Genomic DNA, 23865 nt, shown 5'->3' with positions numbered 1-23865 from the left:
CGAACGCGAGCGCCTAGATTGAAGAGCACGATGCGCGCGCCGCGCCGCGGCGCACGCATCGTTCCCCACATACCTGATCGGCCCGGCTTCGCACGCGGCCGCGCCGACTCGAACGGAGGCGCAAATGGCTCAACTCAAGGGCAGCAAAACCGAAGAGAACCTGAAGGCCGCATTCGCGGGCGAATCGCAGGCGAACCGGCGTTATCTGTACTTCGCTTCGAAGGCTGACGTCGAAGGCCAGAACGACGTCGCCGCGCTGTTCCGCTCGACCGCCGAAGGCGAAACCGGCCATGCGCACGGCCATCTCGAATACCTGGAAGCCGTCGGCGATCCGGCAACGGGCTTGCCGTTCGGTTCATCGCGACAGAATCTCGAATCGGCGATCGCCGGCGAAACGCACGAATACACGGACATGTATCCGGGCATGGCGAAGACGGCGCGCGACGAGGGCTTCGACGAAATCGCGAACTGGTTCGAGACGCTGGCGAAGGCCGAACGCAGCCACGCGAACCGCTATACGAAGGCGCTGGACAGTCTCGTCGACTGACGGGCCGCCGCGGGCCGCACGGCAGACCGTGCGACCGGCAAGCGGCCGGCTGTTCGTTCATCGCTGCCCGCATCGCGCGGGCGGCGCTGGCGCGCATGCGCGCCACGCTGGAGCGCCCCATGCCCCACAAGGAAGGCAGTCTCGAAGCCCCGACCCGGCATCCGCTCGACTGGCAGTCCGACGCGTTCTACGACCAGGCCGCGATCGACGCGGAAATGACGCGCGTGTTCGACATATGTGCCGGATGCCGGCGCTGCGTGTCGCTGTGCGGCGCGTTTCCGACGTTGTTCGACCTGGTCGACGACACGCCGATGGGCGATATCGAGGAAGTGCCGAAGGCGGCGTTCGGCAAGGTCGTCGACCAGTGCTACCTGTGCGACCTCTGCTACATGACGAAATGCCCGTACGTGCCGCCGCACGCATGGAACGTCGACTTCCCGCACCTGATGCTGCGCGGCAAGGCCGCGCGCTACAAGCGCGGCGAAGCGACGTTGCGCGACAAGGTGCTGTCGAACACCGACGCGCTCGGTCACTTTGCCGGCATTCCGATCGTCACGCAGGCGGTGAACGCGGTGAACCGTACGCCGCCCGCGCGCCATGCGCTCGAAGCGACGCTCGGCGTCGATCGCCATGCGTGGCTGCCGGAATTCGCGCCGCGCAAGTTCCGGCGCGCGGCGAAACCGTCGGACGGCCTGCCCGTGCGCGACGGCGAACGCACGCCCGGCAAGGTCGCGATCTACGCGACCTGCTACGTGAATTTCAACGAGCCGGGCATCGGCCACGACCTGCTCGCGATCCTCGCGCACAACGACATCCCTTACGAGCTCGTCACGCGCGAAGCCTGCTGCGGAATGCCGCTGCTCGAACAGGGCAATCTCGCCGGCGTGGCCGCGAAGAAGGACGTGAACCTGCCCGTGCTCGAACGCTATGCGCGCGAAGGCTATGCACTGATCGGCGCGATTCCGAGCTGCGTGCTGATGTACAAGAGCGAGCTGCCGCTGATGTTCCCCGGCGACGACGCGGTGCGCGCGGTGGCCGACGCATTCTGGGATCCGTTCGAATACGTGATCGCGCGGCATCGCGACGGGTTGCTGAAGACCGATTTCAAGACGGGCCTCGGCACCGTGTCGTATCACGTGCCGTGCCATGCGCGCGTGCAGAACATCGGTCGCAAGACGGCCGACGCGCTGTCGCTCGTGCCCGATACGCGCGTGAACGTCGTCGAGCGCTGCTCGGGCCACGCGGGCACGTTCGGCGTGAAAAAGGAGTTTCATGCGGACGCGATGCGGATCGGCGGGCCCGTGTTCAAGGCGATGGCCGAGCCGCAGCCGGATTTCGTGTCGTCGGACTGCGCGCTGGCCGGCCATCACATCGTGCAGGGCATCGACGACAACGGGCTGCCGTCCGCGCCGCTCGCGCATCCGCTCACGCTGCTGCGCCGCGCGTACGGCATCTGAGCCGCCGCCGGCCGACCCACGAGGACATCCCATGACGTTGACCCGCGACTCCCTGCTGACGCTCGAAGCGTACGCGAAGATCCGCAAGGCCGAACATGCGCGGCTGGTCGCGTACAAGCGCCGCCGCGCGGTGGCCCTCGGCAACCACCTGCGCTTCCTGTTCGAGGACGAGACGACGATCCGCTATCAGATCCAGGAGATGCTGCACATCGAGAAGATCTTCGACCAGGCCGGCATCGAAGGGGAGCTGGAAGCGTATCTGCCGCTCGTGCCCGACGGCACGAACCTGAAGGCGACGATGCAGATCGAGTACGAGCACGAGGTCGAACGGCGCGCGGCGCTCGCGCGGCTGATCGGTGTCGAGGATCGCGTGTACCTGCAGGTCGACGGGCACGCGCGCATCTACGCGATCGCCGACGAGGATCTCGAGCGCGACAACGCCGAGAAGACGTCGGCCGTGCACTTCGTGCGCTTCGAGCTCGACGCGCCGATGCGCGCGGCGCTCAAGGGCGGGGCGGCGCTGTCGATCGGCTGCGATCACCCGGCCTACACGATGCCGGCGCAGCGCATGGACGCGGACGTGACCGCATCGCTGGCCGGCGATCTGCGCTGACGCATCCGCCGCACGCCAGCCGCACGTCCGGTGCGTCCCGCACACCGGCTTCCATTTTTCCGTTCCGACCCGAAACGCGATCTCCGCACGCGACGCGGCGCGTTTCGCTCGCCTGCCGCCGCGAAGATGTAACAGGCGTCACGAACTTGCATGCAGCGAAAGACGTGCATCGCACGTCACCGGGCTTTCATCACTCGCAGAGAAACAATAAAAAGATTGTGCACGGAGATAATTAAAATCGGCGAAATTTGAATGATTTACCGATTCGTGAATATCTTGTTACGCTTTTTTCCCTGATTTACCGATGTTGGGCAGCAATGCGCGGGATTGTTGCCGGCAGGGGTCGGAGCGACCCGAAAATGCCCATTCGCGGGCATTCTTCATACGCTGTAGAGCCCCGCCAGACGGGCCTTTGCAGCGTCGGGCATAAAGATCCCGCAAAAAAATTCAAGCGTAAATACATTACGCACCCTTGGCAGGTTGTTTCAGTGCGTAACATTAAGTCATTGTCATATTGAGATAAACCCTAGGGATGGTATGCTTCGTGCACAAAAATTCCCACATTGGAGTGAGACCGTGATTTGTGCGCCATTGCCGGGAATGGCGGCACCGTGAAAGTGCGGTGTCGCACCGGCATGCACAACACCGGATAAGCATAATGTGCAACCTGGCCGCCCCGCGACGCGATGTGTCGCGATGGCGCCGCCAATCGCAGCCCCGGCCTGGCTGCGTGGAGAAATCTACTATGTTCTTCGATGAGCTTACCGATGAAGAGTGGTTTCGTCTTTCAACGCTGATCGCCGATGAACCCATCCGGCTGAACCGTCGTGGGCGTCCGCGTGCCGAACCGCGCGTCGTCGCCAACGCGGTGCTCTGGATCCTGACGACCGGTGAAGCCTGGTCGAAGCTGCCCGGTCGTTATCCGTCCGGGCCGACGTGCCGTCGCCGTTACGAGGAATGGCTGGCGTCCGGCACGCTGCTGCAGATGATCGACGTGCTGACCCAGTTCAGCGGGCGCACGTTCGCGTATATCCCGCCGCCGCCGGTGCCGGTCGTGCCCGCACGCCGTGCCGAGCCCGTGCCCGACAACGATCGCTTGCGCGGTGTGTTCTGGCAAAACCCCGAGTCGTGGCAATTGCCGGTCGCGCACGCAAACGTTTGGGATGGCGAGGGCGCGTCGCAGTCGTCGATGCAGGACGACGCCGAAGCGCGGCCGTCCGACGCGTCGTTCGTGGTGCCGGGCGCGCGGTCGGTGGAGTTGCGCCATGCGCGTGCGTCGTCGGCGAGCTTCGCCGCGGCCGAACCGCAAGTCGACGAGTATCGCGGCTATACGATCCGCGGCATCGCGCAGCCCGTGCAGAACCTGATGTATCGCGCGTGGGCCGAGATCTCGCAGGACGAGCGGCGCGTCGAGCGTTCGGGCCTGATCGGCCCGCGCTTCACCGATGCCGAGGAAGCCGAGCAGTTCGCGCTCGATTGGGCACGTCAGTGGATCGATCGCCATGGCGCGAGCGACGAACCGGCGCGCGCGCCGCAAGGCGAGGTGCTGGCCGGCCTGTCCGCGCTCGCGCGTGCGGAGTCGGACATCAAGCGCTTCATCGCCGAGCGTCACACGGGCGCGCTGTCCGAAAGCCGCAACGATCCGGTGCAGCAGGAGCGTCGCGAATACGTGTACCGCGTAGGCTGATCGCCGCACCGGTGAAACGGGCGGGCCGTCGTGTGCCACGACGCCCGCGCGGAAGCCTCGTCTTTCCATGCCTGCCTGCATCGCCCGGGGCGCCGCCGTCGAAGCGGCGCCCCGGGCGCACGTGTATTACTGGCGGCCGTAGGTATCGTCGAAGCGGACGATGTCGTCCTCGCCGAGATACGCGCCCGACTGTACTTCGATCAGCTCGAGCGGCATCTTGCCCGGGTTCTCGAGGCGATGCGACACGCCGAGCGGGATGTACGTCGATTCGTTTTCGGACAGCAGGAACGTTTCGTCGCCGCGCGTGATGCGCGCGGTGCCGCGCACGACGATCCAGTGTTCGGCGCGGTGGTGGTGCATCTGCAGCGACAGTCGCGCACCCGGTTTCACGACGATGCGTTTCACCTGGAAGCGTTCGCCCATGTCGACCGAGTCGTAGTGGCCCCACGGGCGATGCACCTTGCGGTGATCGGACGCTTCCGCGCCGCGTTGCGCCTTGATGCGCCCGACGATTTTCTTCACGTCCTGCACGCGCGACTTGTCCGCGACGAGCACGGCGTCGGGGGTTTCGACGACGACGAGGTTCTGCGTGCCGACGCAGGCGACGAGCCGGCTTTCCGAATGCGCGAACGTCGATTCCGCGTCTTCGAGCAGCACGTGGCCGCGGCCGACGTTGCCGGCTTCGTCCTTCTCCGAGATCTGCCAGATCGCATCCCACGAGCCGACGTCCGACCAGCCCGCGTCGAGCGGCACGACGACGCTCTCGCACAGTTGCGGCAGGCTCGCGAGCGGCTCCATCACCGCGTAGTCGATCGAGTTCGACGGCGACGCGGCGAATGCATCGCGATCGACGCGGAAGAAATCGCCGTCGGCCTTGCCCTGGGCGACGGCCTGTTCGCAGGCCGCGTAGATCGCGGGTTCGAGCTGGCTGATCGCCTTCAGCCACACCGATGCGCGCACGATGAAGATCCCGCTGTTCCACCAGTATTCGCCCGATGCGACGTACTGCCGAGCGAGTTCGAGATGCGGTTTCTCGACGAAACGATCGAGGCGGCGCACGTCGAGGCTGCCCGTCGCGGCGTCGCCGAGCGGCGCGCCGACGCGGATGTAGCCGTAGCCGGTTTCCGCGTGCTTGGGCACGATGCCCATCGTCGCGATCCGGCCTTGCTTCGCGCAGTGCACGCCGGCCGCGACCGCGGCGTGAAAGCGCGGCAGGTCGGCCACCGCATGGTCGGCCGGCATCACGGTCATGATCGCGTCGTTGCCGTCGGCGACGAGCCGCAGCGCGGCGAGCGTCAGCGCGGGCGCGGTGTCGCGGGCGATCGGCTCGAGCATGATCGATGCGGACTTGCCGGTCAGGCGCAGCTGTTCGGCGGTCGTGAAGCGGTGATCCTCGCCGCATACGATCAGCACGTCGTCGGTCAGCGGATGATCGCCCGCCAGGCCGTCGAGGCGCAGCGCGGTCGACTGCAGCAACGAATGTTCGCCGAGCAAGCCGATCAGCTGTTTCGGAAAGCGCTCGCGCGACATCGGCCACAGGCGCGTGCCGGAGCCGCCGGCGAGAATCACCGGTTGCACGGCGACGCGCGTGCCGGCGGCGGGTGCGGCGGAAGGGGAATGGCGCGTTTCGGCAGCCACGGCCGGAGCATTCATGTTGACACTCTCCACGGTTGAAGTCAGTGCCTGCCGTTGTAGCATGAAGTAAATCGACAATAAAACCGGGCCCATTGCCTGATATTCGCCGGGCATTCACCGGGAAGAATTTTCCTCGCCAGCATCCGGTGCAAATAAAAAAGTAAAAAATAAATCGGTGAATCGGCTGGTGTTGACCGTCCGCAAAGGGTGAGTGGAAACCGTAAAGCTTCCGAAAAATTCCCGATTCGCGATCATTTCGGGAAAACCTGCCGATTTAATTCAAAAACTACGCAGCAAGAATTTCCGATTATTTTTCGAAATACTTGTGCGCTTGAGGCGGAATTTTCTTACCGCTTCAATAGCGTCATGCAACGTTTGAATCGAATGTGCGGCACGGGTCGCACAAGGAGCTGTTCGGCAAACGCCTGTTCAAAGAGGAAGCAGACATGTTGAGCGTGCTGGCGAGAGTCATCGATATCGCGATGGTCGTAGCGGGGGCGCTGATCGCCGCCGCACTGCACGACGGCAGCATCTGGCTCAACGACCTGCAGCGCACGACGGTGCTGTTCGACTGCCTGCTCGTCGTCGTGTTCTTTCCGGCCATCGGCATTTACCAGTCGTGGCGCGGCAAGCGTCTCGTCGGGCTGGTGGGCCGGGTTGCGTTCGCATGGCTCGTGGTCGAGCTCGCGGGCATCCTGATGAGCTTCAGCTTCCACCAGTCGGGCGACCTGTCGCGGCTGTGGCTGGGTTACTGGGCGCTCGTGACGATGGCGCTGCTCGCCGGCTCGAAAACCTGCGTGCACGTCGTGCTGCGGCAGCTGCGCCGAGGCGGCTACAACCTGAAGGCGGTCGCGATCGTCGGCGGGACGCCGGCGGCGCGGCGGCTGATCGCGCAGATGCGGGCGCGGCCGGAGGCCGGTTTCAACCCGGTGTGCGTATACGACGAAAGCGAAGCGCCGGGCGAGGTCGCGCTCGACGACGTGCGCATCGAGCGGCAGTTCGAATCGCTGGTGTGGCTGGTGCGCAGCCGCGCGATCAGCGAGCTGTGGCTCACGCTGCCGATCACGGAGGAACGCCGGATTCACCAGATCGTGACCGTGTTCCGCCACGACTTCGTCAACATCCGTTTCATCCCGGACGTGCGCACGCTGTCGTTCTTCAACCAGGAAGTGGTCGAGGTGCTCGGCGTGCCGGCGATCAACCTCGCGGCGTCGCCGATCACCGACGTGCGGATCCTGCCGAAGTTCGTGTTCGACCGGCTGTTCGCGCTGGCCGCGCTCACCGCGCTCGCGCCGGTGATGGTGCTGATTGCCGGCCTGATCAAGCTGACGTCGCGCGGGCCGGTGTTCTTCCGCCAGAAACGCAAGGGCATCGACGGGCACGAGTTCGAGATCTACAAGTTCCGCTCGATGAAGGTGCACCAGGAAGTGGCCGGGCAGGTCACGCAGGCGACGAAGAACGACTCGCGCGTGACGCCGGTCGGCCGGTTCCTGCGCCGCACGAGCCTCGACGAGCTGCCGCAGTTCATCAACGTATTGAAGGGCGAGATGTCGGTCGTCGGCCCGCGCCCGCATGCGCTCGCGCACGACGACATCTACAAGGATCTCGTCAAGGGCTACATGTTCCGCTACCGGATCAAGCCGGGCATCACCGGCTGGGCGCAGATCAACGGCTTTCGCGGCGAGACCGACCAGATCGAGAAGATGATGGGGCGCGTGAAGCTCGATCTGTACTACATGCAGAACTGGTCGTTCTGGCTCGACATCAAGATCGTCGTGCTGACGCTCTGGAAAGGCTTCACCGGCAGCAACGCGTACTGAGTACCGAGGCCGCGCCACGCAGGCATCGCGGTTTTACGAATTTCGAATCATTGGTCAAGAGGTCCGACACATCATGAATCTGACTATCATCGGCAGCGGTTACGTAGGTCTTGTCACCGGCGCCTGTCTCGCCGACATCGGGCACGACGTGTTCTGTCTCGACGTCGACCAGGCAAAGATCGACATCCTGAACAACGGCGGCGTGCCGATCCACGAGCCGGGCCTCAAGGAAGTGATCGCGCGCAACCGCTCGGCGGGCCGCCTGCGCTTCTCGACCGATATCGAGGCCGCGGTCGCGCACGGCGACGTGCAGTTCATCGCGGTCGGCACGCCGCCCGACGAGGACGGCTCGGCCGACCTGCAATACGTGCTCGCGGCGGCGCGCAACATCGGCCGTTACATGACGGGCTTCAAGGTGATCGTCGACAAGTCGACGGTGCCGGTCGGCACGGCCGAGCGCGTGCGCGCGGCGGTGGCCGAGGAGCTCGCGAAGCGCGGCGGCGACCAGATGTTCTCGGTCGTGTCGAATCCGGAATTCCTGAAGGAAGGCGCGGCGGTCGACGATTTCACGCGGCCGGACCGCATCGTGATCGGCTGCGACGACGACGTGCCGGGCGAGCGCGCGCGCGAGCTGATGAAGAAGCTCTATGCGCCGTTCAACCGCAACCACGAACGCACGCTGTACATGGACGTGCGCTCGGCCGAGTTCACGAAATACGCGGCGAACGCGATGCTCGCGACCCGCATCTCGTTCATGAACGAGCTGGCGAACCTCGCCGACCGCTTCGGCGCGGACATCGAGGCCGTGCGCCGCGGGATCGGCTCCGATCCGCGCATCGGCTATCACTTCCTGTATGCCGGCTGCGGCTACGGCGGCTCGTGCTTCCCGAAGGATGTCGAGGCGCTGATCCGCACGGCCGACGAGCACGGGCAGGCACTGCAGATCCTGAAGGCCGTGTCGTCGGTCAACGCCACGCAAAAGCGCGTGCTCGCCGAGAAGATCGTCGCCCGCTTCGGCGAGGACCTGACCGGCCGCACGTTCGCGATCTGGGGCCTCGCGTTCAAGCCGAACACCGACGACATGCGCGAAGCGCCGAGCCGCGAGCTGATCGCCGAGCTGCTGTCGCGCGGGGCGCGCATCGCCGCGTACGACCCGGTCGCGCAGGAGGAAGCGCGCCGCGTGATCGCGCTCGATCTCGCCGATCACCCGAGCTGGCTCGAGCGCCTCTCCTTCGTCGACGACGAGGCGCAGGCCGCGCGCGATGCCGACGCGCTCGTGATCGTCACCGAATGGAAGATCTTCAAGAGCCCCGACTTCGTCGCGCTCGGCCGCCTGTGGAAAGCGCCGGTGATCTTCGACGGCCGCAACCTGTACGAGCCGGAGACGATGACCGAGCTGGGCATCGAATACCACCCGATCGGCCGGCCGGGCTCGCGCCAGGCCGTCGCCGCGCGTGTGCCGGGCACCGCGCCCGCGAGCGCGTAACCCGTTTCCCGTCACTCGTTACGAGACGCCATGTTCCGGAACATCCTGATCGTCTGTCACGCGAACGTCTGCCGCAGCCCGGCAGCGGAAATGCTGTTCAAGTCGCACGCCGCGTCGCGCGGCGGCCCGCGCCCGACGTTCCATTCGGCCGGCGTGCATGCGAACGACGGCGACGGCATCGATCCGGTGATGCGGCAGCTGCTCGCCGAGCGGGGCGTCGATGCGACGACCCATCGCTCGCGGCGGCTGTCGCGCCGGATCGTGCGCGACGCCGACCTGATTCTCGTCAGCGAGCGCGGACAGATCGCGGCCGTCGAAAAGGTCGATCCGTTCGCGCGCGGCAAGGTCCACCTGCTCGGCAAGTGGGAAGGGGCCGAGATTGCCGACCCGCACGGCGGCCCCGAGGCCGATTACCGCGAGAGCTACTCACTGATCGAACGTCTGGTTCAAGGATGGCTACAGAAACTATGCTGAAACGCCCGATGCGCCCGGTGGCGCTTGCCGTCGCGCTGACGACCTTCCTGTCAGCCTGTGCAACCGCGCCCGGCAACTACCTCGACTCGTCGAACCTGAAGGACGAAGGCCGCCAGCAAGCGGCCGAGACCTATCCGGTTCATTACATCGACGCCAAAGTGGTGATGGACCAGCTGCAGAAGGCGCAGGTCGACCATCCGCTGCCGCCCGGACGCTATACCGATCCGTCGCAATACGTGTACCGCATCGGGCCGCAGGACATCCTCGGCGTCACCGTCTGGGACCACCCGGAGCTGACGACGCCGCAGGGCCAGTCGTTCTCGAGCGGCGGCAACACGACGCAGACGATCGCGGGCGCGCTGCAGCAACCCTATTCGTCGTCGCTGCCGGGCCAGGCCGATCCTTATGGCCAGACGGTGGCCGCCGACGGCACGATCTTCTTCCCGTTCGTCGGCCGCATCCACGTGGCGGGCAAGACGATCGCGCAGACCCGTGACGAGCTGGCCACGCGACTCGCGCGTTACGTGAAGAATCCGCAGCTCGACGTGCGCGTGCTGTCGTTCCGCAGCCAGAAGGTGCAGGTGACCGGCGAGGTGAAGACGCCGGGCCCGCTCGCGATGAGCGACGTGCCGCTGACGCTGGTCGACGCGATCTCGCGTTCGGGCGGCTCGACCACCGACGCCGATCTGCAGCGCGTGCGCCTGACGCGCGACGGCAAGCTCTACACGCTCGACGCGAACGGCGTGCTCGACCGCGGCGAGGTGCGGCAGAACGTGATGCTGCAGCAGGGCGACATCATCAACGTGCCGGACCGCAGCGACAGCCGCGTGTTCATCATGGGCGAAGTCAAGACGCCGGTCACGGTGCCGATGCTCAAGGGCAAGCTGACCATCGCCGATGCGTTGACGGCCGGCGGCGGCATCCTCGACACCGATGCGAACCCGCGCAAGATCTACGTGATGCGCGGCATGCGCGACAACCCGACGAAGCCTGAAGTGTTCCGTCTCGACATGACGCAGCCCGATGCGCTGATGCTGTCGAGCCGCTTCCCGCTTCAGCCGCTCGATGTGGTCTACGTCAGCACGGCCAGCTCGGTGCAGTTCAACCGAGTGCTGCAGCAGGTGTTGCCGACGATCCAGACGATCTTCTACATGCGGCAAATCACGCGCTGATAGCCCGCCGGGGCGGTACCTCCGCCCCGGCACCACTCAAGCGGGAACGAATGGTGAACACGCAAGCGAAACACTCCTACGCGGATCTGTCCGTGAAAACCGAGGAAGAGGACGTCGTCCTCGGCCAGTTGCTCCAGGTGATCATGGACGACATCTGGCTGCTGCTCGGCATCGCGGTGACGGTCGTCGCGCTCGCCGGCCTCTACTGCTACGTCGCGAAGCCGGTGTACCAGGCCGACGTGCACGTGCGGGTCGAGAGCAACGACAACACGTCGCAGGCGCTCACGCAGACGCAGACCGGCGCGACGATCAACTCCGGTCCGCAGCAGGCGCAGACCGATGCGGAAATCGAGATCATCAAGAGCCGCGGCGTCGTCGCGCCGGTGGTCGACCAGTTCAAGCTGAATTTCTCGGTCGTGCCGAAGACGCTGCCGCTGATCGGCAGCCTCGCCGCGCGTGTCGCGACGCCGGGCACGCCGTCGCGGCCGTGGCTCGGCCTGCAATCGTATGCATGGGGCGGTGAAGTCGCCGACGTCGATTCGATCAGCGTCGTGCCCACGCTCGAAGGCAAGAAGCTGACGCTGACGGCCGGCCCGAACGGCACCTATTCGCTCGTCGACCAGAACGGCACGCGGCTGCTGTCGGGCCAGGTCGGCGAATCGACGCAGGGCGGCGGCGTGACGCTGCTCGTGTCGAAGCTCGTCGCGCGCCCCGGCACGCAGTTCACGGTGGTCCGCTACAACGATCTCGACGCGATCAGCGGCTTCCAGGCCGGCATCCAGGTGACCGAGCAGGGCAAGCAGACGGGCGTCGTGCAGATCTCGCTCGAAGGCAAGGACCCGGACCAGACCGCCGCGATCGCGAACGCGCTCGCGCAGTCGTACCTGAACCAGCACGTGGTCGCGAAGCAGGCCGAAGCGACCAAGATGCTCGACTTCCTGAAGGGCGAGGAACCGCGCCTGAAGGCCGACCTCGAACGGGCGGAAGCCGCGCTGACGCAGTACCAGCGCACGTCGGGCTCGATCAACGCGAGCGACGAGGCGAAGGTCTACCTCGAGGGCAGCGTGCAGTACGAGCAGCAGATCGCCGCGCAGCGCCTGCAGCTCGCGTCGCTCGCGCAGCGCTTCACCGATTCGCACCCGATGGTGATCGCCGCGAAGCAGCAGCTCGCCGAGCTGCAGGGCGAGAAGGACAAGTTCAGCAACCGCTTCCGCAGCCTGCCGGCCACCGAAGTGAAGGCCGTCCAGCTGCAGCGCGACGCGAAGGTCGCCGAGGACATCTACGTGCTGCTGCTGAACCGCGTGCAGGAGCTGTCGGTGCAGAAGGCCGGCACGGGCGGCAACATCCACCTCGTCGACTCCGCGCTGCGTCCGGGCGCCCCGGTCAAGCCGAAGAAGGTGCTGATCCTGTCGGCCGCGGTGTTCCTCGGGCTGATCCTCGGCACCGGCGTCGTGTTCCTGCGCCGCAACCTGTTCCAGGGCATCGAGGACCCCGACCGCATCGAGCGCGCGTTCAACCTGCCGCTGTACGGGCTGGTGCCGCAAAGCGCCGAGCAGGTGAAGCTCGACGCGGCGGCCGAGAAGAGCGGCAGCCGCACACGGCCGATCCTCGCGAGCCTGCGTCCGAAGGATCTGAGCGTCGAGAGCCTGCGCAGCCTGCGCACCGCGATGCAGTTCGCGATGATGGACGCGAAGAACCGCGTGATCGTGCTGACGGGCCCGACGCCCGGCATCGGCAAGAGCTTCCTGACGGTCAACCTCGCGGTGCTGCTCGCGCATTCGGGCAAGCGCGTGCTGCTGATCGACGCCGACATGCGCCGCGGCCTGCTCGACCGCTACTTCGGCCTCACCTCGCAGCCGGGCCTGTCCGAGCTGCTGAGCGACCAGTCGGCGCTCGAGGACGCCGTGCGCGAGACGCCGGTGCAGGGCCTGTCGTTCATCTCGGCCGGCACGCGCCCGCCGAACCCGTCGGAGCTGCTGATGTCGACGCGCCTGCCGCAATACCTCGAAGGGCTCGGCAAGCGCTACGACGTCGTGCTGATCGATTCGCCGCCGGTGCTGGCGGTGACCGACGCGACCATCATCGGCCGCATGGCCGGCTCGACGTTCCTCGTGCTGCGCTCGGGCATGCATACCGAAGGCGAGATCGCCGACGCGATCAAGCGCCTGCGTACCGCGGGCGTCGATCTGGAAGGCGGGATCTTCAACGGCGTGCCGCCGAAGGCGCGCGGCTACGGCCGCGGTTATGCGGCCGTGCATGAATACCTGAGCGCCTGATCCGAATCGCACGTAACCGGGCGGGCCGCGCGTGCCGCCTGCCCGGTCGACAGGAGAACCAACGATGAAAATTTCCGTGCTCGTTCCGACCTATCGGCGCCCCGCCGACCTCGCGCGCTGCCTGCTGGCGCTGCAGCGGCAGCAGCGGCTGCCCGACGAGGTGATCGTCGTCGCGCGCCCGGAGGACGATGCCACGCACGAACGGCTCGCCGATCCGGCGGTCGGCGGCGCGCTGCCGCTGCGCATCGTGCCGGTCGATGTGCCGGGCCAGGTCGCCGCGCTGAACAAGGGGCTCGACTCGGCGAACGGCGACATCGTCGCGATCACCGACGACGACGCGGCGCCGCATCCCGACTGGCTCGCCCGCGTCGAGTCGGCGTTCGAGGCCGACCCGCGCGTGGGCGCGGTCGGCGGCCGCGACTGGGTGCACGAGAAGGGCCGCGTGCTCGACGAATCGCGCGAGCTCGTCGGCCAGCTCACGCTGTCCGGCAAGATCGTCGGCAACCATCACCTCGGCGTCGGCGGCATGCGCGAAGTCGACATGCTGAAAGGCGCGAACATGAGCTACCGCCGTGCCGCGATCGAGCGGCTGCGCTTCGACACGCGGCTGCGCGGCGCCGGTGCGCAGGTGCACAACGACATGGGTTTCAGCATGCACGTGCAGCGCGCCGGCTGGAAGCTCGTCTACGACCCGGCGATCGCGGTCGATCATTTTCCGGCGGAACGCTTCGACGACGACCGGCGCGATGCCGCGTCGCTGAATGCGATCAGCAACGGCGCATACAACCTGCACCTGATCCTGCGCGAGCACCTGCCGCCCGTGCGGCGCGAAATCGCGTGGTGGTGGTGGACGCTGGTCGGTACGCGCGTCTACCCGGGCCTCGCGCACGTTCTGCTGTCGCTGCATACGGCGAAGCGCGAGCGGATCCGCGAGCACTGGCGCGCGGTGCGCCGCGGCGCGCGCGATGCCCGCCGCGCGAATCTTGCCCCCCACCGTGCGGCGATGCCGCCGGTGACGTCTTGAACGAGCCGCGCGCGCAACGCCGCGCGGCCGAACCCGGAGAAGGGCTCGAATGACTGCAACCAAGGTCCATGTCCATCTGTTCCACGGCGCCGATCCGCGTACCTACCGGAAAGGCGAGAACATCGGCTGCCTGTACGGCTATCACCACGCCGAATCCGACGAATTCCGGCTGACCTATTCGCAGGACGGCGGCGAGAGCCGCGTCGCCGGCCTCGTGCGCCGCGCGCTGAAGGCGGCGCTCGGCTTCGACGTCGTGCATGCATGGCGCAACCGTGCCGCGCTGCTGAACACCGACGTGATCTGGACGCACACGGAGCAGGAGCACCTTGCGGCGTCGCTGATCCTGAAGCTGGCCGGCGAGCAGGGCAAGCGTCCGCTGCTGCTCGCGCAGAGCGTGTGGCTGTTCGACAAGTGGGGCAGCTTCGGCGGCCCGCGCCGCTGGCTGTACCGCAAGCTGATCGCGCGCGCCGACGCGCTGACCACGCTGGCCCGCGACAACGCCGACCTGTGCCGCCGTTATCTCGGCCGCGAAGCCGAGTTCGTCTACTACGGGCTGAACACGCAGGATTTCCCGATCGTCGAGCCGCAGCAATGGCAACCGAACCGGCCGCTGCGGATCGCGGCGATCGGCAACGACCGCGACCGCGACTGGCGCACGTTCCTCGCCGCGTTCGGCGGCGACGCGCGCTACGACGTGCGGCTGGCGACCCGGCGCCGCGTGCCGCGCGAGTGGCATGCACCGAACGTGAAGATCGGCTCGGCGTCGGGGCTCGCGAAGCAGCACGAACTGTACGCATGGGCCGACGTGATCGTCGTGCCGCTGCGGCCGAATTTCCACGCGTCGGGCATCACCGTGATGCTCGAGGCGGCCGCGGTCGGCAAGCCGATGATCGTGTCCGACGTCGGCGGGCTCAGCGACTACTTCCCGCACGATACGGCCGCCTACGTGCCGGCCTTCGACGCGCAGGCGATGCGCCAGGCCGCCGATCGCTTCGCGGCCGACCCGGTCGCGGCGCTGGGCTGCGCGCGGGCCGCCGCCGCGTGCCTGCGCGAGCGCGACCTGACCACGCAGGCGTTCGCCGAGCAGCACGTGCGGATCACGCGCGACATGCTGCGCCGGCGCCGGACGCCGGCGGCGGCGGGCCTCGCGATGCCGCTCGCGGATTCGCGCCCGTCGTCGCGGTGAGAGCGGATCGATGAGTACGATTGCCGCCGAACGCGCACCGTCGCGCCGCCGCAACTGGCTGCCCGAGCGGAAGCACTGGGTCGGGCAGGCCGGGCTGTGGTCCTTCACCGCCGCGCTGATCGCCATTCACCAGGGCAAGGTGCTGACGCTCGCGTTTCCGGTGCTGGCCATCGCGGTCGGCATCTGGCTGTATTTCAAGAGTCCGGCGCGCTACGTCGGCTTCATGTGGTGGGTGTGGTTTCTGAGCCCGGAAGTGCGGCGTCTCGCCGACTGGTCGAAGGGCGCGTTCACGCCGACGAGCCTGATCCAGGTCGCGCCGCTCGCGGTGACGATGATCGCCGGCCTGGGTTTGATCCGGCATTACCGCGTGCTCGCGCAGCGGCGCGGAATCCCGATCCTGCTGATGCTGTTCGGGCTCGCGTACGCGTACCTCGTCGGGATCGTGTCGAGCGGCGTGATGGCCGCGACCTACGACCTCGCGAACTGGGTGTACCCGGTGCTGATCGGCTTTCACATCATGGTCAACGCCCGCGACTATCCCGAATACCGCGACGTGCTGCTGTCCACGTTCATGTGGGGCATGCTCGTGATGGGCCTGTACGGTGTCGTGCAGTACTTCGTGATGCCGCAGTGGGACGTGCTGTGGATGATCGGCTCCGACATGGGTTCGCAGGGCGAGCCGGTGCCGTACGGCGTGCGCGTGTTCAGCACGATGAACTCGTCCGGGCCGTTCGCGTTCGCGATCATGGGCGCGCTGGTGTTCGTGTTCGCCGCGCCGCAGAAGATCCGCTGGTTCGCGGGCGCGGCCGGCTTCGTGTCGTTCGCGCTGTGTCTCGTGCGCTCGACCTGGGGCGGCTGGGTGATCGCGCTCGCGATCCAGCTCGTGCAGTCGAGCAACCGCGTGCGGATGCGGATCCTGATCAGCGGCGTCGTGCTGGTCGGGCTGTGCGTGCCGCTCCTGACCGTCGGGCCGGTGGCCGACCGTCTCGGCGCGCGTCTGCAGTCGATCACGAACCTGAAGGACGACCGCAGCTACGACGACCGCAACAAGTTCTACGCCACCTTCGCGCAGACGGCGTTCACCGACGTCGCCGGCGAGGGGATGGGCGCGACGGGGGCATCCACGAAGCTGTCGAGCGACAGCGGCGAGCTCGGCAAGTACGGCAGCTTCGACAGCGGCGTGATGAACGTGCCGTTCGTGCTCGGCTGGCCCGGCACGCTGCTGTATCTCGCCGGCGTCGTGATGCTGTTCGGCCGCACGCTGCGTGCGGCATTCAAGCTGCGCAATGACAAGTTCGTCGGCTCATGCCTGAGCCTGTGCCTGTCGACCTTCGCGATGCTCGTGTTCACGAACTCGCTGATCGGCACGGGCGGCCTGCTGATGTTCACAGCCATTTTTTCGATACTAGCCGCGGCGCACTGGCAAAAGGCACAACGCCTGCTGGCCGCCGCGCATTCACGGGGAGGCGACCATTGAGAATCGCGATCGTCACGCACGTCGTGCGACATAACGACGGCCAGGGCCGCGTCAATTACGAAATCGCGCGCGCGGCGCTGGCCGAGAACTACGAGGTCACGCTGGTCGCGTCGCACGTCGCGCCCGAGCTGCTGGCCGACCCGCGCGTGCGCTGGGTGCCGGTGAAGGTCGGCGGCTTCTGGCCGTCGAATCTCGTCAAGCAGCAGGTGTTCGCGCTGAAGAGCGCGGCCTGGCTGCGCGCGCACCGCAGCGAATACGACGTGCTGCACGTGAACGGCTTCATCTCGTGGATCAAGGCCGACGTGAATACCGCGCACTTCGTGCACGGCGGCTGGTTCAAGAGTCCGTACTATCCGTTCGAGCCGACGAAGGGGCTGTGGTCGGCCTATCAGTACGTCTATACGCGCGTGAACACCACGCTCGAGCGCTGGGCGTACAAGCGGTCGCGCGCGATCACCGCCGTGTCGCAGAAGGTGGCCGACGAGATCGCCGGGCTCGGCATCGACAGCCGCAAGATCAGCGTGATCTACAACGGCGTCGACGGCAGCGCGTTCGCCGGTGCGCAGGCCGACCGCGCGGCGTTCAAGCTGCCGGACGACGCGTTCCTGCTGCTGTTCGTCGGCGACCTGCGCACGCCGCGCAAGAACCTCGGCACGGTGCTGAAGGCGCTGACGAAGCTGCCCGCGAACGTGCACCTGGCGGTGGCCGGTTATCTGCCCGGCAGCCCGTATCCGGAAGAGGCGCGCGCGCTCGGCATCGATGCGCGCGTGCATTTCCTCGGTCTCGTGAAAAACATGCCGACGCTGATGCGCTCGGTCGACGCCTACGTATTCCCGTCGCGCTACGAAGCGATGAGCCTGTCGCTGCTGGAGGCGATGGCGGCCGGGCTGCCGGTCGTCACCGCGCGTACGGCGGGCGGCGCCGAAATCATCACGCGCGAATGCGGGATCGTGCTGGAGGACCCGGACGATCCGGCCGCGCTCGCGCAGGCGATCGGCTCGCTCGCGGCGTCGCGCGACACGTGCCGCGCGATGGGCGACGCGGCCCGCGAATTGATGACCCGTTTCGGCTGGGCGCACATGGGCGCCCAGTATGTCGCGCTCTACCGGCGCATCGGCCAACCCACGCAGCCGTCCGCCTTCGAGCGGGTCGAGCATGCAGTGACGCAGGAGCAATCGTAATGTCCCACTCTTCCCGGCCGATCAAATCGTTGCAGATCGGCATGCACTGGTTCCCCGAACGCGCGGGCGGCCTCGACCGGATGTACTACTCGCTCGTCGGCGCGCTGCCGGGCGCGGGCGTCGAGGTGCGCGGGCTCGTCGCCGGCTCGCAGAAGGTCGCCGACGACACGGGCGGCGCGATCCAGGGCTTCGGCCCCGCATCGGAGCCGCTCGCGCGCCGCATGCTCGCCGCGCGGCGCGCGCTGCGCGAGGAGATCCGCAGCGAGCGGCCGGACGTGATCTCGTCGCACTTCGCGCTGTACACGTTCCCGGGCCTCGACGTCACGCGCGGGATTCCGCAGGTGTCGCACTTTCAGGGGCCGTGGGCCGACGAAAGCCAGGTCGAGGGCGCCGCGTCGCTCGGCCAGCGCGCGAAGCGTTATCTCGAGCAGGCCGTCTATACGCGTTCGTCGCGGCTGATCGTGCTGTCGCAGGCGTTCGGCCAGATCCTGACGAACCGCTACGGGATCGATCCGTCGCGTGTGCGCGTGATTCCCGGTTGCGTCGATACCGCGCAGTTCGACACGCCGCTCACGCCCGCCGAGGCGCGGCACAAGCTGCAACTGCCGCAGGACCGGCCGATCGTGCTGGCCGTGCGCCGGCTCGTGCGGCGCATGGGGCTGGAGGACCTGATCGACGCGATCGGCCTCCTCAAGCACCGTCACCCGGACGTGCTGCTGCTGATCGCCGGCAAGGGCAAGATCGGCGAGGAACTGCAGCAGCGCATCGATGCGGCAGGCCTGCAGGACAACGTGAAGCTGCTCGGCTTCGTGCCGGACAACCATCTCGCCGCGCTGTACCGCGCGGCGACGGTCAGCGTCGTGCCGACGGTCGCGCTCGAAGGCTTCGGGCTGATCACCGTCGAATCGCTCGCGTCCGGCACGCCCGTGCTGGTGACGCCGGTCGGCGGGCTGCCGGAGGCGGTGGCCGGGCTGTCCGACGATCTCGTGCTGCCGTCCACCGGCGCGGACGCGATCGCGGAAGGGCTCGGTGCCGCGCTGTCGGGCGCGATCACGCTGCCCGACGAGGCCGCGTGCAAGCGCTATGCACGCGATCATTTCGACAACGCGGTGATCGCGCGGCGCGTGGCCGGCGTGTACGAAGAGGCGATCCGGGCGGCAGGTTGAGCGCCCGTGGCGCGCGATCTGCGCGCCGAACGGGAAGCCGAACCGGCGCGCATGCGCGGCCGGTTCGCGTGCCGGCCGCCTGCGCAGGGCCGGCTGATCCCCCCATCCGATGCGCGACGCCGGCACGTCTCACGCGGCGCGCCTGAGCGTCGCGGCCCAGACGCCGAGCGCCGCCACGCTCACGACCGCGCCGAGCACGCAGACGCCCGCCCATCCGGCGCGCGCATACATCATCGTCGATGCAATCGCGCCGAGCCCGCTGCCGGCCGAATAGAACAGCATGTAGCAGCCGACGAGGCGCGCATGCGCATCGGGCCGCGTGCCGAGGATCATGCTCTGGTTGACGACGTGGACGGCCTGCCCGCCGACGTCGAGCAGTACGATGCCGACCACCAGCCATGCAATCGACGAATCGCCGAATGCGAGCGGCAGCCACGAGCACGCGAGCAGCGCGAGCGCGGCACCGGTCGTCGCTTCGCCGCGCCCGCGATCCGCGAGCCGGCCCGCGCGGGCGGCGGCCGCCGCGCCCAGCGCGCCGACGAGGCCGAAGGCGCCGATCTGCGTATGCGACATCGCGTGCGGCGGTGCGCTCAGCGGCAGCACCAGTGCGCTCCAGAAGATGCTGAATGCCGCGAACATCAGCAGCGCGATCGCGCCGCGCACGCGCAGCACGCGTTCGTCGCGCAGCAGCGACACCATCGATCGCAGCAGCGCCGCGTAGCCGATGCGCTCGCGCGGCCCGTTCTCGTCCGGCAACAGTCGCGACAGCACGACGAGCATGGCGATCGCGAGCGCGCCGGATACCAGATAGACGGCCCGCCAGCCCGCGATGTCGGTGACGACGCCGGCCAGCGAGCGTGCGGCCAGCAACCCGACCACGACACCGCCTTGCGCGGCACCCACCACGCGCCCGCGTTCGCCGGCGCCCGCGAGCGCGGCCGAGCAGGCGATCAGCCCTTGTGTCATCGCGGTGCCGAGCAGTCCGACCGCGACCATCCCTGCCAGCAGCGCAATGCGCGTCGACGATGCGGCGACGCCGATGCAGGCCGCCGTCAGCAGCAGAAGCTGCACGGCGATCAGGCGCTTGCGGTTCAGCAGGTCGCCGAGGGGCACGACGAACAGCAGCGCGAGCGCACAGCCGAGCTGCGTCGCGGTAATGACGCCGCCGACGGCCGCCTGCGACACGCCGAAATCCCGCGCGATCGAATCGAGCAGCGGCTGCGCGTAGTAGACATTCGCGACGCTGGCCGCGCAGCAGACGGCCAGCGTCGCGACGCGCGCCGTGGACAGGGTGCCGACCGCGGCCGGATGCGCGGCAGGCGCGGATGCGTTCGATGCAACGGTGCCGGAACGACAGGAAGACGCCATGGATTTCCCCGTGCAAAGTAGTTGCAAATTAAAACTGGTGTGAGTGTAGGAAAAGTGGTTTTAAAATGCAACCTGTTGTGCGGCGGGCGAGACGTCCGTGCACGGATGGCCGGCGTTGCCGCGAAGGCGGCTGGCACGATTGCGGAGAGGCACATGGCCAGGCAGAAAAGTCTTGCGGATTCGCCGTGCCCGGTGGCACGGGCGACCGATATCGTCGGCGATCGCTGGGCATTGCTGATCGTGCGCGATGCGTTCGACGGGGTGCGCCGGTTCGGCGATTTCCGCGCGAGCCTCGGCGTCGCGAGCAATATCCTGTCCGACCGGCTCAGGATGCTCGTGGATGCGGGCGTGTTCGACGTCGTGCCGGCGTCGGACGGCAGCGCGTATCAGGAGTACGTGCTGACCAGGAAGGGCGAAGGGCTGTTCCCGGTGATCGTGATGCTGCGGCAGTGGGGCGAGGCGAACCTGTTCGCGCGAGGCGAGCCGCATTCGGTGCTGGTCGACCGCCAGACCGGGCGCGCGATCCGCAAGCTCGCGCTGCGCCACGACGACGGCCGGCCGGTGAAGGCGGGCGAGACGGTCGTGAAGAAGGTCGGCGACGAAACGGGCGCTCGGCGGCGATGAGCGTCGTGCGCGACGGCTGCACGGTCGGATAGACTGTCGCGATCGTTGCCGACCGGAACTGCATCGCCATGTCCCATCCGCTGGATTCCGCCGCTTATCGGCTGTTGCTCGACCTGCAGCGGCGCATTCACGACTTCTGCGAGCGCGAGGGCGCCGAGTACGGGCGCGACCATGCCGATCCCGCGGAGCCGCTGTGGCAGACCGATTTCAACCATGTCACGGTTGCGCCGATGCGGGCGGGGCTGCACGTCCGGTACTTCGGCGGCGCCTGGGAGGAACCGTTCGACTGGACGCTGCAGTGTCTGGCGTTGCGGGACGTCGCGGATCTCGTGACCGACCTCGCGTTCAGCGGCATCGACGAAGGGGCGAACGGTACGCGCGAATGGGATTTCGGGCCGCTGCTCGATTCGGATGCGCGCTTCCCGATGCTGCGCTCGCTGTACGTGCGGCCGACCGAGCCGGCCGATCACAACCAGTCGATGATCGTGCGTCGCGACCTGATCATGCAGGAGGGCGGCGAGATTGCCCGCTTTGCCGCGAAGGCGCCGTTTCTCGCCGAGCTGACGGTGCCGAACGCGCCCGATGCGCGCTTCTTCGATGTGCCGCTTGCGCATCTCGAGCGGCTGCGCATCGGCGGCGGAGACGACACGCAGCAGTTCATCGACCATCTGGCGGACTGCGATAACCTGCCGTCGCTCGGCTGGCTCGATTTCTCCGAGTCGACCGCCTTGCATTCGACGTGGAAACGCGAGCGCGGCGCCGGCAGCGTGACGTCGTTCGACGCCTACGAGCGCCTGCTGAAGAGCCGTGCCGGCCAGCGGCTCCGCACGCTGACGCTGAGAAACACCTGTCTCGACCGGGAGGCGCTCGAAGCGCTGCAGGCGCTGCATCCGCGGCTGTCGTTCATGGTGATCCAGGCCGGCAGCGGCGGTTACGTGAGTCACTTCAAGGACAACGTGTTTCCGTGGCGTCACCTGATCCAGCGGGACCCCGGCGACGCATGACCGCAGCCGTTCAATCGGCCGCCGGCACGGCCTGACGCACGGACGATGCGCCGCGATGCGCATCGGGCCGCACCAGCGTCGCGAGCAGCGCGGCGGCGACCAGCAGCGCGACCGACACGGCCGTTTCGATCCGCAACCCGTCCACGACCTGCGCCGCGCCGCCGCCGCCGGCGAGTGCGCCGAACGCGGCCACGCCCATCGCGCCGCCGGCCTGCCGCGCGGTATTCAGCACGGCCGACGCGATGCCGGCCCGTTCGGGCGCGACCGACGCGAGCACGGCGGTCGTCATCGCCGGCACCGCGAAACCCATGCCCGACGGAATCAGCAGGAACGGCACGAGCAGGACGGCCAGCGGCGTCGACGCGTCGATGAAGTGCAGCGATCCGTAGCCGAGCGCGGCGACGAGCGCGCCCGCCAGCATCGGCGCGCGCGGGCCGTGACGCGCCACGACGCGGCCGCTCGCGAGGTTCGACAGCAGGAAGCCGCCCGTCAGCGGCAGGAACGCGAGGCCGGCCTGCAACGCCGATTCGCCGCGTGCGCGCTGCAGGTACAGCGCGAGCACGAACACGGTGCCGTAGTACGTGAGGTTCACGCAGATCCCGAACAGCACGGCCGCGCTGAACGTGCGATGGCGGAACAGCGGCAGCGGCAGCATCGGCGTGGCCGTCCGCGTTTCCACCGCGACGAATGCGAGCGCGGCGAGCGCCGCCAGCGCGAAACCGCCGGCGACGACCGGATGCGTGAAGCCGAGCGGACGCCATTCGATCACGGCGCCGGTCAACGCGGTCAGCATCGCGATCGCGATGAACTGGCCGCGCAGGTCGAGTGCGCGGACGGAGCGGGATGGCGCGGCCGGCGTTGCCGCCGCACGGCGCGCAGGTATCCATGCAAAGGCGGCCGCCAGCCCGGCCGCACACAGCGGCAGGTTCACGAGGAAGATGCCGCGCCAGCCCCACGCCGCGATCAGCAGGCCACCGACGACCGGGCCGGCCGCGATCGAAATCGACCCGGCCGCCGTCCACCAGCCGACGGCCCGCGCGCGCAGGCGCGGGTCGTGCCGGCACGCGTCGTTGAGCAGCGCAAGCGAATTGGGCAGCATCGCCGCGGCGCCGACGCCTTGCAGTGCGCGCGCCGCGATCAGCATCGCGGGCGCGCTCGCGGCGCCGCATGCGAGCGACGCAAGCGCGAACAGCACGAGGCCGGCGATGTACAGGCGGCGCGGGCCGAAGCGGTCGCCGAGCGCGCCGCCCGACAGCATCAGTACCGCGAACGCGAGCGTGTACGCATCGACGACCCACTGCAGGCCGGCGACGGGCAAGCGCAGGTCGCCGGCGAGATGCGCGAGCGCGATGTTGACGATCGTCACGTCGAGCTGCGTGACGACGAAACCGGTGCTGACGGTCGCGACGACGCGGGCGAGCGCGGGCGGGAAGGCGGAGGAGGGGATGGTCGTGTCCATGCGCCAATCGTAGGGCGCGGCCGGCCGGCGATGTTTCAGCGGGACGTGAAGCGTCGAAGCGCCGGGGGCGAAGCAGCAGGGCGGCGAGAGGGACGAAGCGGGGACGAAGCAGGAGCGAAGAATGCTGCGCGCGGGCCGACGTGAGCGCCGTGTGCCCGACCGTGCCGCTACGACCCGTGTCGACGCGCGCTCAGCGCGGAACCCTGGCT

At 67.9% G+C, this 23865-nt stretch carries 19 protein-coding genes; 16 read left to right on the top strand and 3 right to left on the bottom strand.

Features of this window, described 5'->3' with window-relative positions; translation table 11 throughout:
• Positions 1–124: 124 nt before the first annotated feature.
• The 4 genes from APZ15_RS20185 (at position 125) to APZ15_RS20170 (ending at position 4304) form a co-directional block, all read left to right on the top strand.
• A complete protein-coding gene (locus APZ15_RS20185) occupies positions 125–547 on the top strand; it encodes a rubrerythrin family protein (RefSeq protein ID WP_027791020.1) in 423 nt (140 codons plus the stop codon).
• A gap of 119 nt (positions 548–666) precedes the next feature.
• Positions 667–2004: a heterodisulfide reductase-related iron-sulfur binding cluster gene (locus APZ15_RS20180; protein ID WP_027791021.1), complete on the top strand. Its 1338-nt coding sequence runs from the start codon at positions 667–669 to the stop codon at positions 2002–2004.
• 31 nt (positions 2005–2035) lie between these two features.
• A complete protein-coding gene (locus tag APZ15_RS20175) occupies positions 2036–2617 on the top strand; it encodes a DUF3501 family protein (protein WP_027791022.1) in 582 nt (193 codons plus the stop codon).
• 745 nt (positions 2618–3362) lie between these two features.
• Positions 3363–4304: a transposase gene (locus APZ15_RS20170; protein ID WP_027791023.1), complete on the top strand. Its 942-nt coding sequence runs from the start codon at positions 3363–3365 to the stop codon at positions 4302–4304.
• Between the two features lie 126 nt (positions 4305–4430).
• On the opposite strand, the gene APZ15_RS20165 is transcribed toward APZ15_RS20170, so the two are convergent.
• Positions 4431–5957 (bottom strand): mannose-1-phosphate guanylyltransferase/mannose-6-phosphate isomerase, encoded by a 1527-nt coding sequence (locus APZ15_RS20165; RefSeq protein ID WP_027791024.1) that lies wholly within the window; start codon positions 5955–5957, stop codon positions 4431–4433.
• Positions 5958–6385: 428 nt separating this feature from the next.
• On the opposite strand from APZ15_RS20165, the gene APZ15_RS20160 reads away from it, so the two are divergent.
• The 10 genes from APZ15_RS20160 to APZ15_RS20115 all read left to right on the top strand — a co-directional run bounded on the left by APZ15_RS20160 (position 6386) and on the right by APZ15_RS20115 (position 19201).
• Entirely contained in the window at positions 6386–7759 is a 1374-nt protein-coding gene (locus tag APZ15_RS20160; protein ID WP_027791025.1) for an undecaprenyl-phosphate glucose phosphotransferase, read from the top strand.
• Between the two features lie 73 nt (positions 7760–7832).
• Entirely contained in the window at positions 7833–9245 is a 1413-nt protein-coding gene (locus APZ15_RS20155) for a UDP-glucose dehydrogenase family protein (RefSeq protein WP_027791026.1), read from the top strand.
• A 30-nt stretch (positions 9246–9275) separates the two neighbouring features.
• Positions 9276–9719: a low molecular weight protein-tyrosine-phosphatase gene (locus APZ15_RS20150; protein ID WP_027791027.1), complete on the top strand. Its 444-nt coding sequence runs from the start codon at positions 9276–9278 to the stop codon at positions 9717–9719.
• Positions 9713–10891, top strand: coding sequence for a polysaccharide biosynthesis/export family protein (locus APZ15_RS20145; protein WP_027791028.1), 1179 nt, complete (start codon positions 9713–9715; stop codon positions 10889–10891). The genes APZ15_RS20150 and APZ15_RS20145 overlap by 7 nt, the downstream gene beginning before the upstream one ends.
• A 50-nt stretch (positions 10892–10941) precedes the next feature.
• Positions 10942–13167, top strand: a complete 2226-nt coding sequence (locus APZ15_RS20140) for a polysaccharide biosynthesis tyrosine autokinase (protein WP_027791029.1) — start codon at positions 10942–10944, stop codon at positions 13165–13167.
• A gap of 64 nt (positions 13168–13231) precedes the next feature.
• Positions 13232–14191, top strand: a complete 960-nt coding sequence (locus tag APZ15_RS20135; RefSeq protein WP_027791030.1) for a glycosyltransferase family 2 protein — start codon at positions 13232–13234, stop codon at positions 14189–14191.
• Between the two features lie 49 nt (positions 14192–14240).
• A complete protein-coding gene (locus tag APZ15_RS20130) occupies positions 14241–15377 on the top strand; it encodes a glycosyltransferase family 4 protein (RefSeq protein ID WP_027791031.1) in 1137 nt (378 codons plus the stop codon).
• 10 nt (positions 15378–15387) lie between these two features.
• Positions 15388–16854, top strand: coding sequence for an O-antigen ligase family protein (locus tag APZ15_RS20125; protein ID WP_027791032.1), 1467 nt, complete (start codon positions 15388–15390; stop codon positions 16852–16854).
• The gene (locus APZ15_RS20120) at positions 16851–18035 is read left to right on the top strand and encodes a glycosyltransferase family 4 protein (RefSeq protein WP_027791033.1); all 1185 of its coding nucleotides are present in this window, start codon (positions 16851–16853) and stop codon (positions 18033–18035) included. Before APZ15_RS20125 ends, APZ15_RS20120 begins: the two co-directional genes overlap by 4 nt.
• Entirely contained in the window at positions 18035–19201 is a 1167-nt protein-coding gene (locus tag APZ15_RS20115) for a glycosyltransferase family 4 protein (RefSeq protein ID WP_027791034.1), read from the top strand. Before APZ15_RS20120 ends, APZ15_RS20115 begins: the two co-directional genes overlap by 1 nt.
• 129 nt (positions 19202–19330) lie before the next feature.
• Here the strand turns inward: APZ15_RS20115 and APZ15_RS20110 are convergent, their stop codons facing one another.
• Positions 19331–20569 carry an MFS transporter gene (locus tag APZ15_RS20110; protein ID WP_027791035.1) on the bottom strand — a complete coding sequence of 413 codons (1239 nt, stop codon included), beginning with the start codon at positions 20567–20569 and terminating at the stop codon, positions 19331–19333.
• 153 nt (positions 20570–20722) lie between these two features.
• On the opposite strand from APZ15_RS20110, the gene APZ15_RS20105 reads away from it, so the two are divergent.
• Both APZ15_RS20105 and APZ15_RS20100 read left to right on the top strand, forming a co-directional pair.
• Positions 20723–21193 (top strand): winged helix-turn-helix transcriptional regulator, encoded by a 471-nt coding sequence (locus APZ15_RS20105; protein WP_027791036.1) that lies wholly within the window; start codon positions 20723–20725, stop codon positions 21191–21193.
• Positions 21194–21261: 68 nt separating this feature from the next.
• Positions 21262–22197 (top strand): hypothetical protein, encoded by a 936-nt coding sequence (locus tag APZ15_RS20100; protein WP_027791037.1) that lies wholly within the window; start codon positions 21262–21264, stop codon positions 22195–22197.
• Between the two features lie 10 nt (positions 22198–22207).
• Here the strand turns inward: APZ15_RS20100 and APZ15_RS20095 are convergent, their stop codons facing one another.
• Entirely contained in the window at positions 22208–23656 is a 1449-nt protein-coding gene (locus APZ15_RS20095; RefSeq protein ID WP_027791038.1) for an MFS transporter, read from the bottom strand.
• Positions 23657–23865: the final 209 nt, after the last annotated feature.

This window comes from Burkholderia cepacia ATCC 25416 (assembly GCF_001411495.1).
GTDB lineage: Bacteria > Pseudomonadota > Gammaproteobacteria > Burkholderiales > Burkholderiaceae > Burkholderia > Burkholderia cepacia.
This window is presented reverse-complemented; position numbering and strand designations above follow the sequence as displayed.

Excerpts from the sequence above, each read along its gene's own strand:
- APZ15_RS20130 (WP_027791031.1), top strand. The coding sequence starts at position 14,241 with ATGACTGCAACCAAGGTCCATGTCCATCTGTTCCACGGCGCCGATCCG.
- APZ15_RS20145 (WP_027791028.1), top strand. The coding sequence starts at position 9,713 with ATGCTGAAACGCCCGATGCGCCCGGTGGCGCTTGCCGTCGCGCTGACG.
- APZ15_RS20180 (WP_027791021.1), top strand. The coding sequence starts at position 667 with ATGCCCCACAAGGAAGGCAGTCTCGAAGCCCCGACCCGGCATCCGCTC.
- APZ15_RS20140 (WP_027791029.1), top strand. The coding sequence starts at position 10,942 with ATGGTGAACACGCAAGCGAAACACTCCTACGCGGATCTGTCCGTGAAA.
- APZ15_RS20160 (WP_027791025.1), top strand. The coding sequence starts at position 6,386 with ATGTTGAGCGTGCTGGCGAGAGTCATCGATATCGCGATGGTCGTAGCG.
- APZ15_RS20105 (WP_027791036.1), top strand. The coding sequence starts at position 20,723 with ATGGCCAGGCAGAAAAGTCTTGCGGATTCGCCGTGCCCGGTGGCACGG.
- APZ15_RS20165 (WP_027791024.1), bottom strand. The coding sequence starts at position 5,957 with ATGAATGCTCCGGCCGTGGCTGCCGAAACGCGCCATTCCCCTTCCGCC.
- APZ15_RS20100 (WP_027791037.1), top strand. The coding sequence starts at position 21,262 with ATGTCCCATCCGCTGGATTCCGCCGCTTATCGGCTGTTGCTCGACCTG.
- APZ15_RS20155 (WP_027791026.1), top strand. The coding sequence starts at position 7,833 with ATGAATCTGACTATCATCGGCAGCGGTTACGTAGGTCTTGTCACCGGC.
- APZ15_RS20110 (WP_027791035.1), bottom strand. The coding sequence starts at position 20,569 with ATGGCGTCTTCCTGTCGTTCCGGCACCGTTGCATCGAACGCATCCGCG.
- APZ15_RS20095 (WP_027791038.1), bottom strand. The coding sequence starts at position 23,656 with ATGGACACGACCATCCCCTCCTCCGCCTTCCCGCCCGCGCTCGCCCGC.
- APZ15_RS20125 (WP_027791032.1), top strand. The coding sequence starts at position 15,388 with ATGAGTACGATTGCCGCCGAACGCGCACCGTCGCGCCGCCGCAACTGG.
- APZ15_RS20135 (WP_027791030.1), top strand. The coding sequence starts at position 13,232 with ATGAAAATTTCCGTGCTCGTTCCGACCTATCGGCGCCCCGCCGACCTC.
- APZ15_RS20170 (WP_027791023.1), top strand. The coding sequence starts at position 3,363 with ATGTTCTTCGATGAGCTTACCGATGAAGAGTGGTTTCGTCTTTCAACG.
- APZ15_RS20185 (WP_027791020.1), top strand. The coding sequence starts at position 125 with ATGGCTCAACTCAAGGGCAGCAAAACCGAAGAGAACCTGAAGGCCGCA.
- APZ15_RS20175 (WP_027791022.1), top strand. The coding sequence starts at position 2,036 with ATGACGTTGACCCGCGACTCCCTGCTGACGCTCGAAGCGTACGCGAAG.
- APZ15_RS20115 (WP_027791034.1), top strand. The coding sequence starts at position 18,035 with ATGTCCCACTCTTCCCGGCCGATCAAATCGTTGCAGATCGGCATGCAC.
- APZ15_RS20150 (WP_027791027.1), top strand. The coding sequence starts at position 9,276 with ATGTTCCGGAACATCCTGATCGTCTGTCACGCGAACGTCTGCCGCAGC.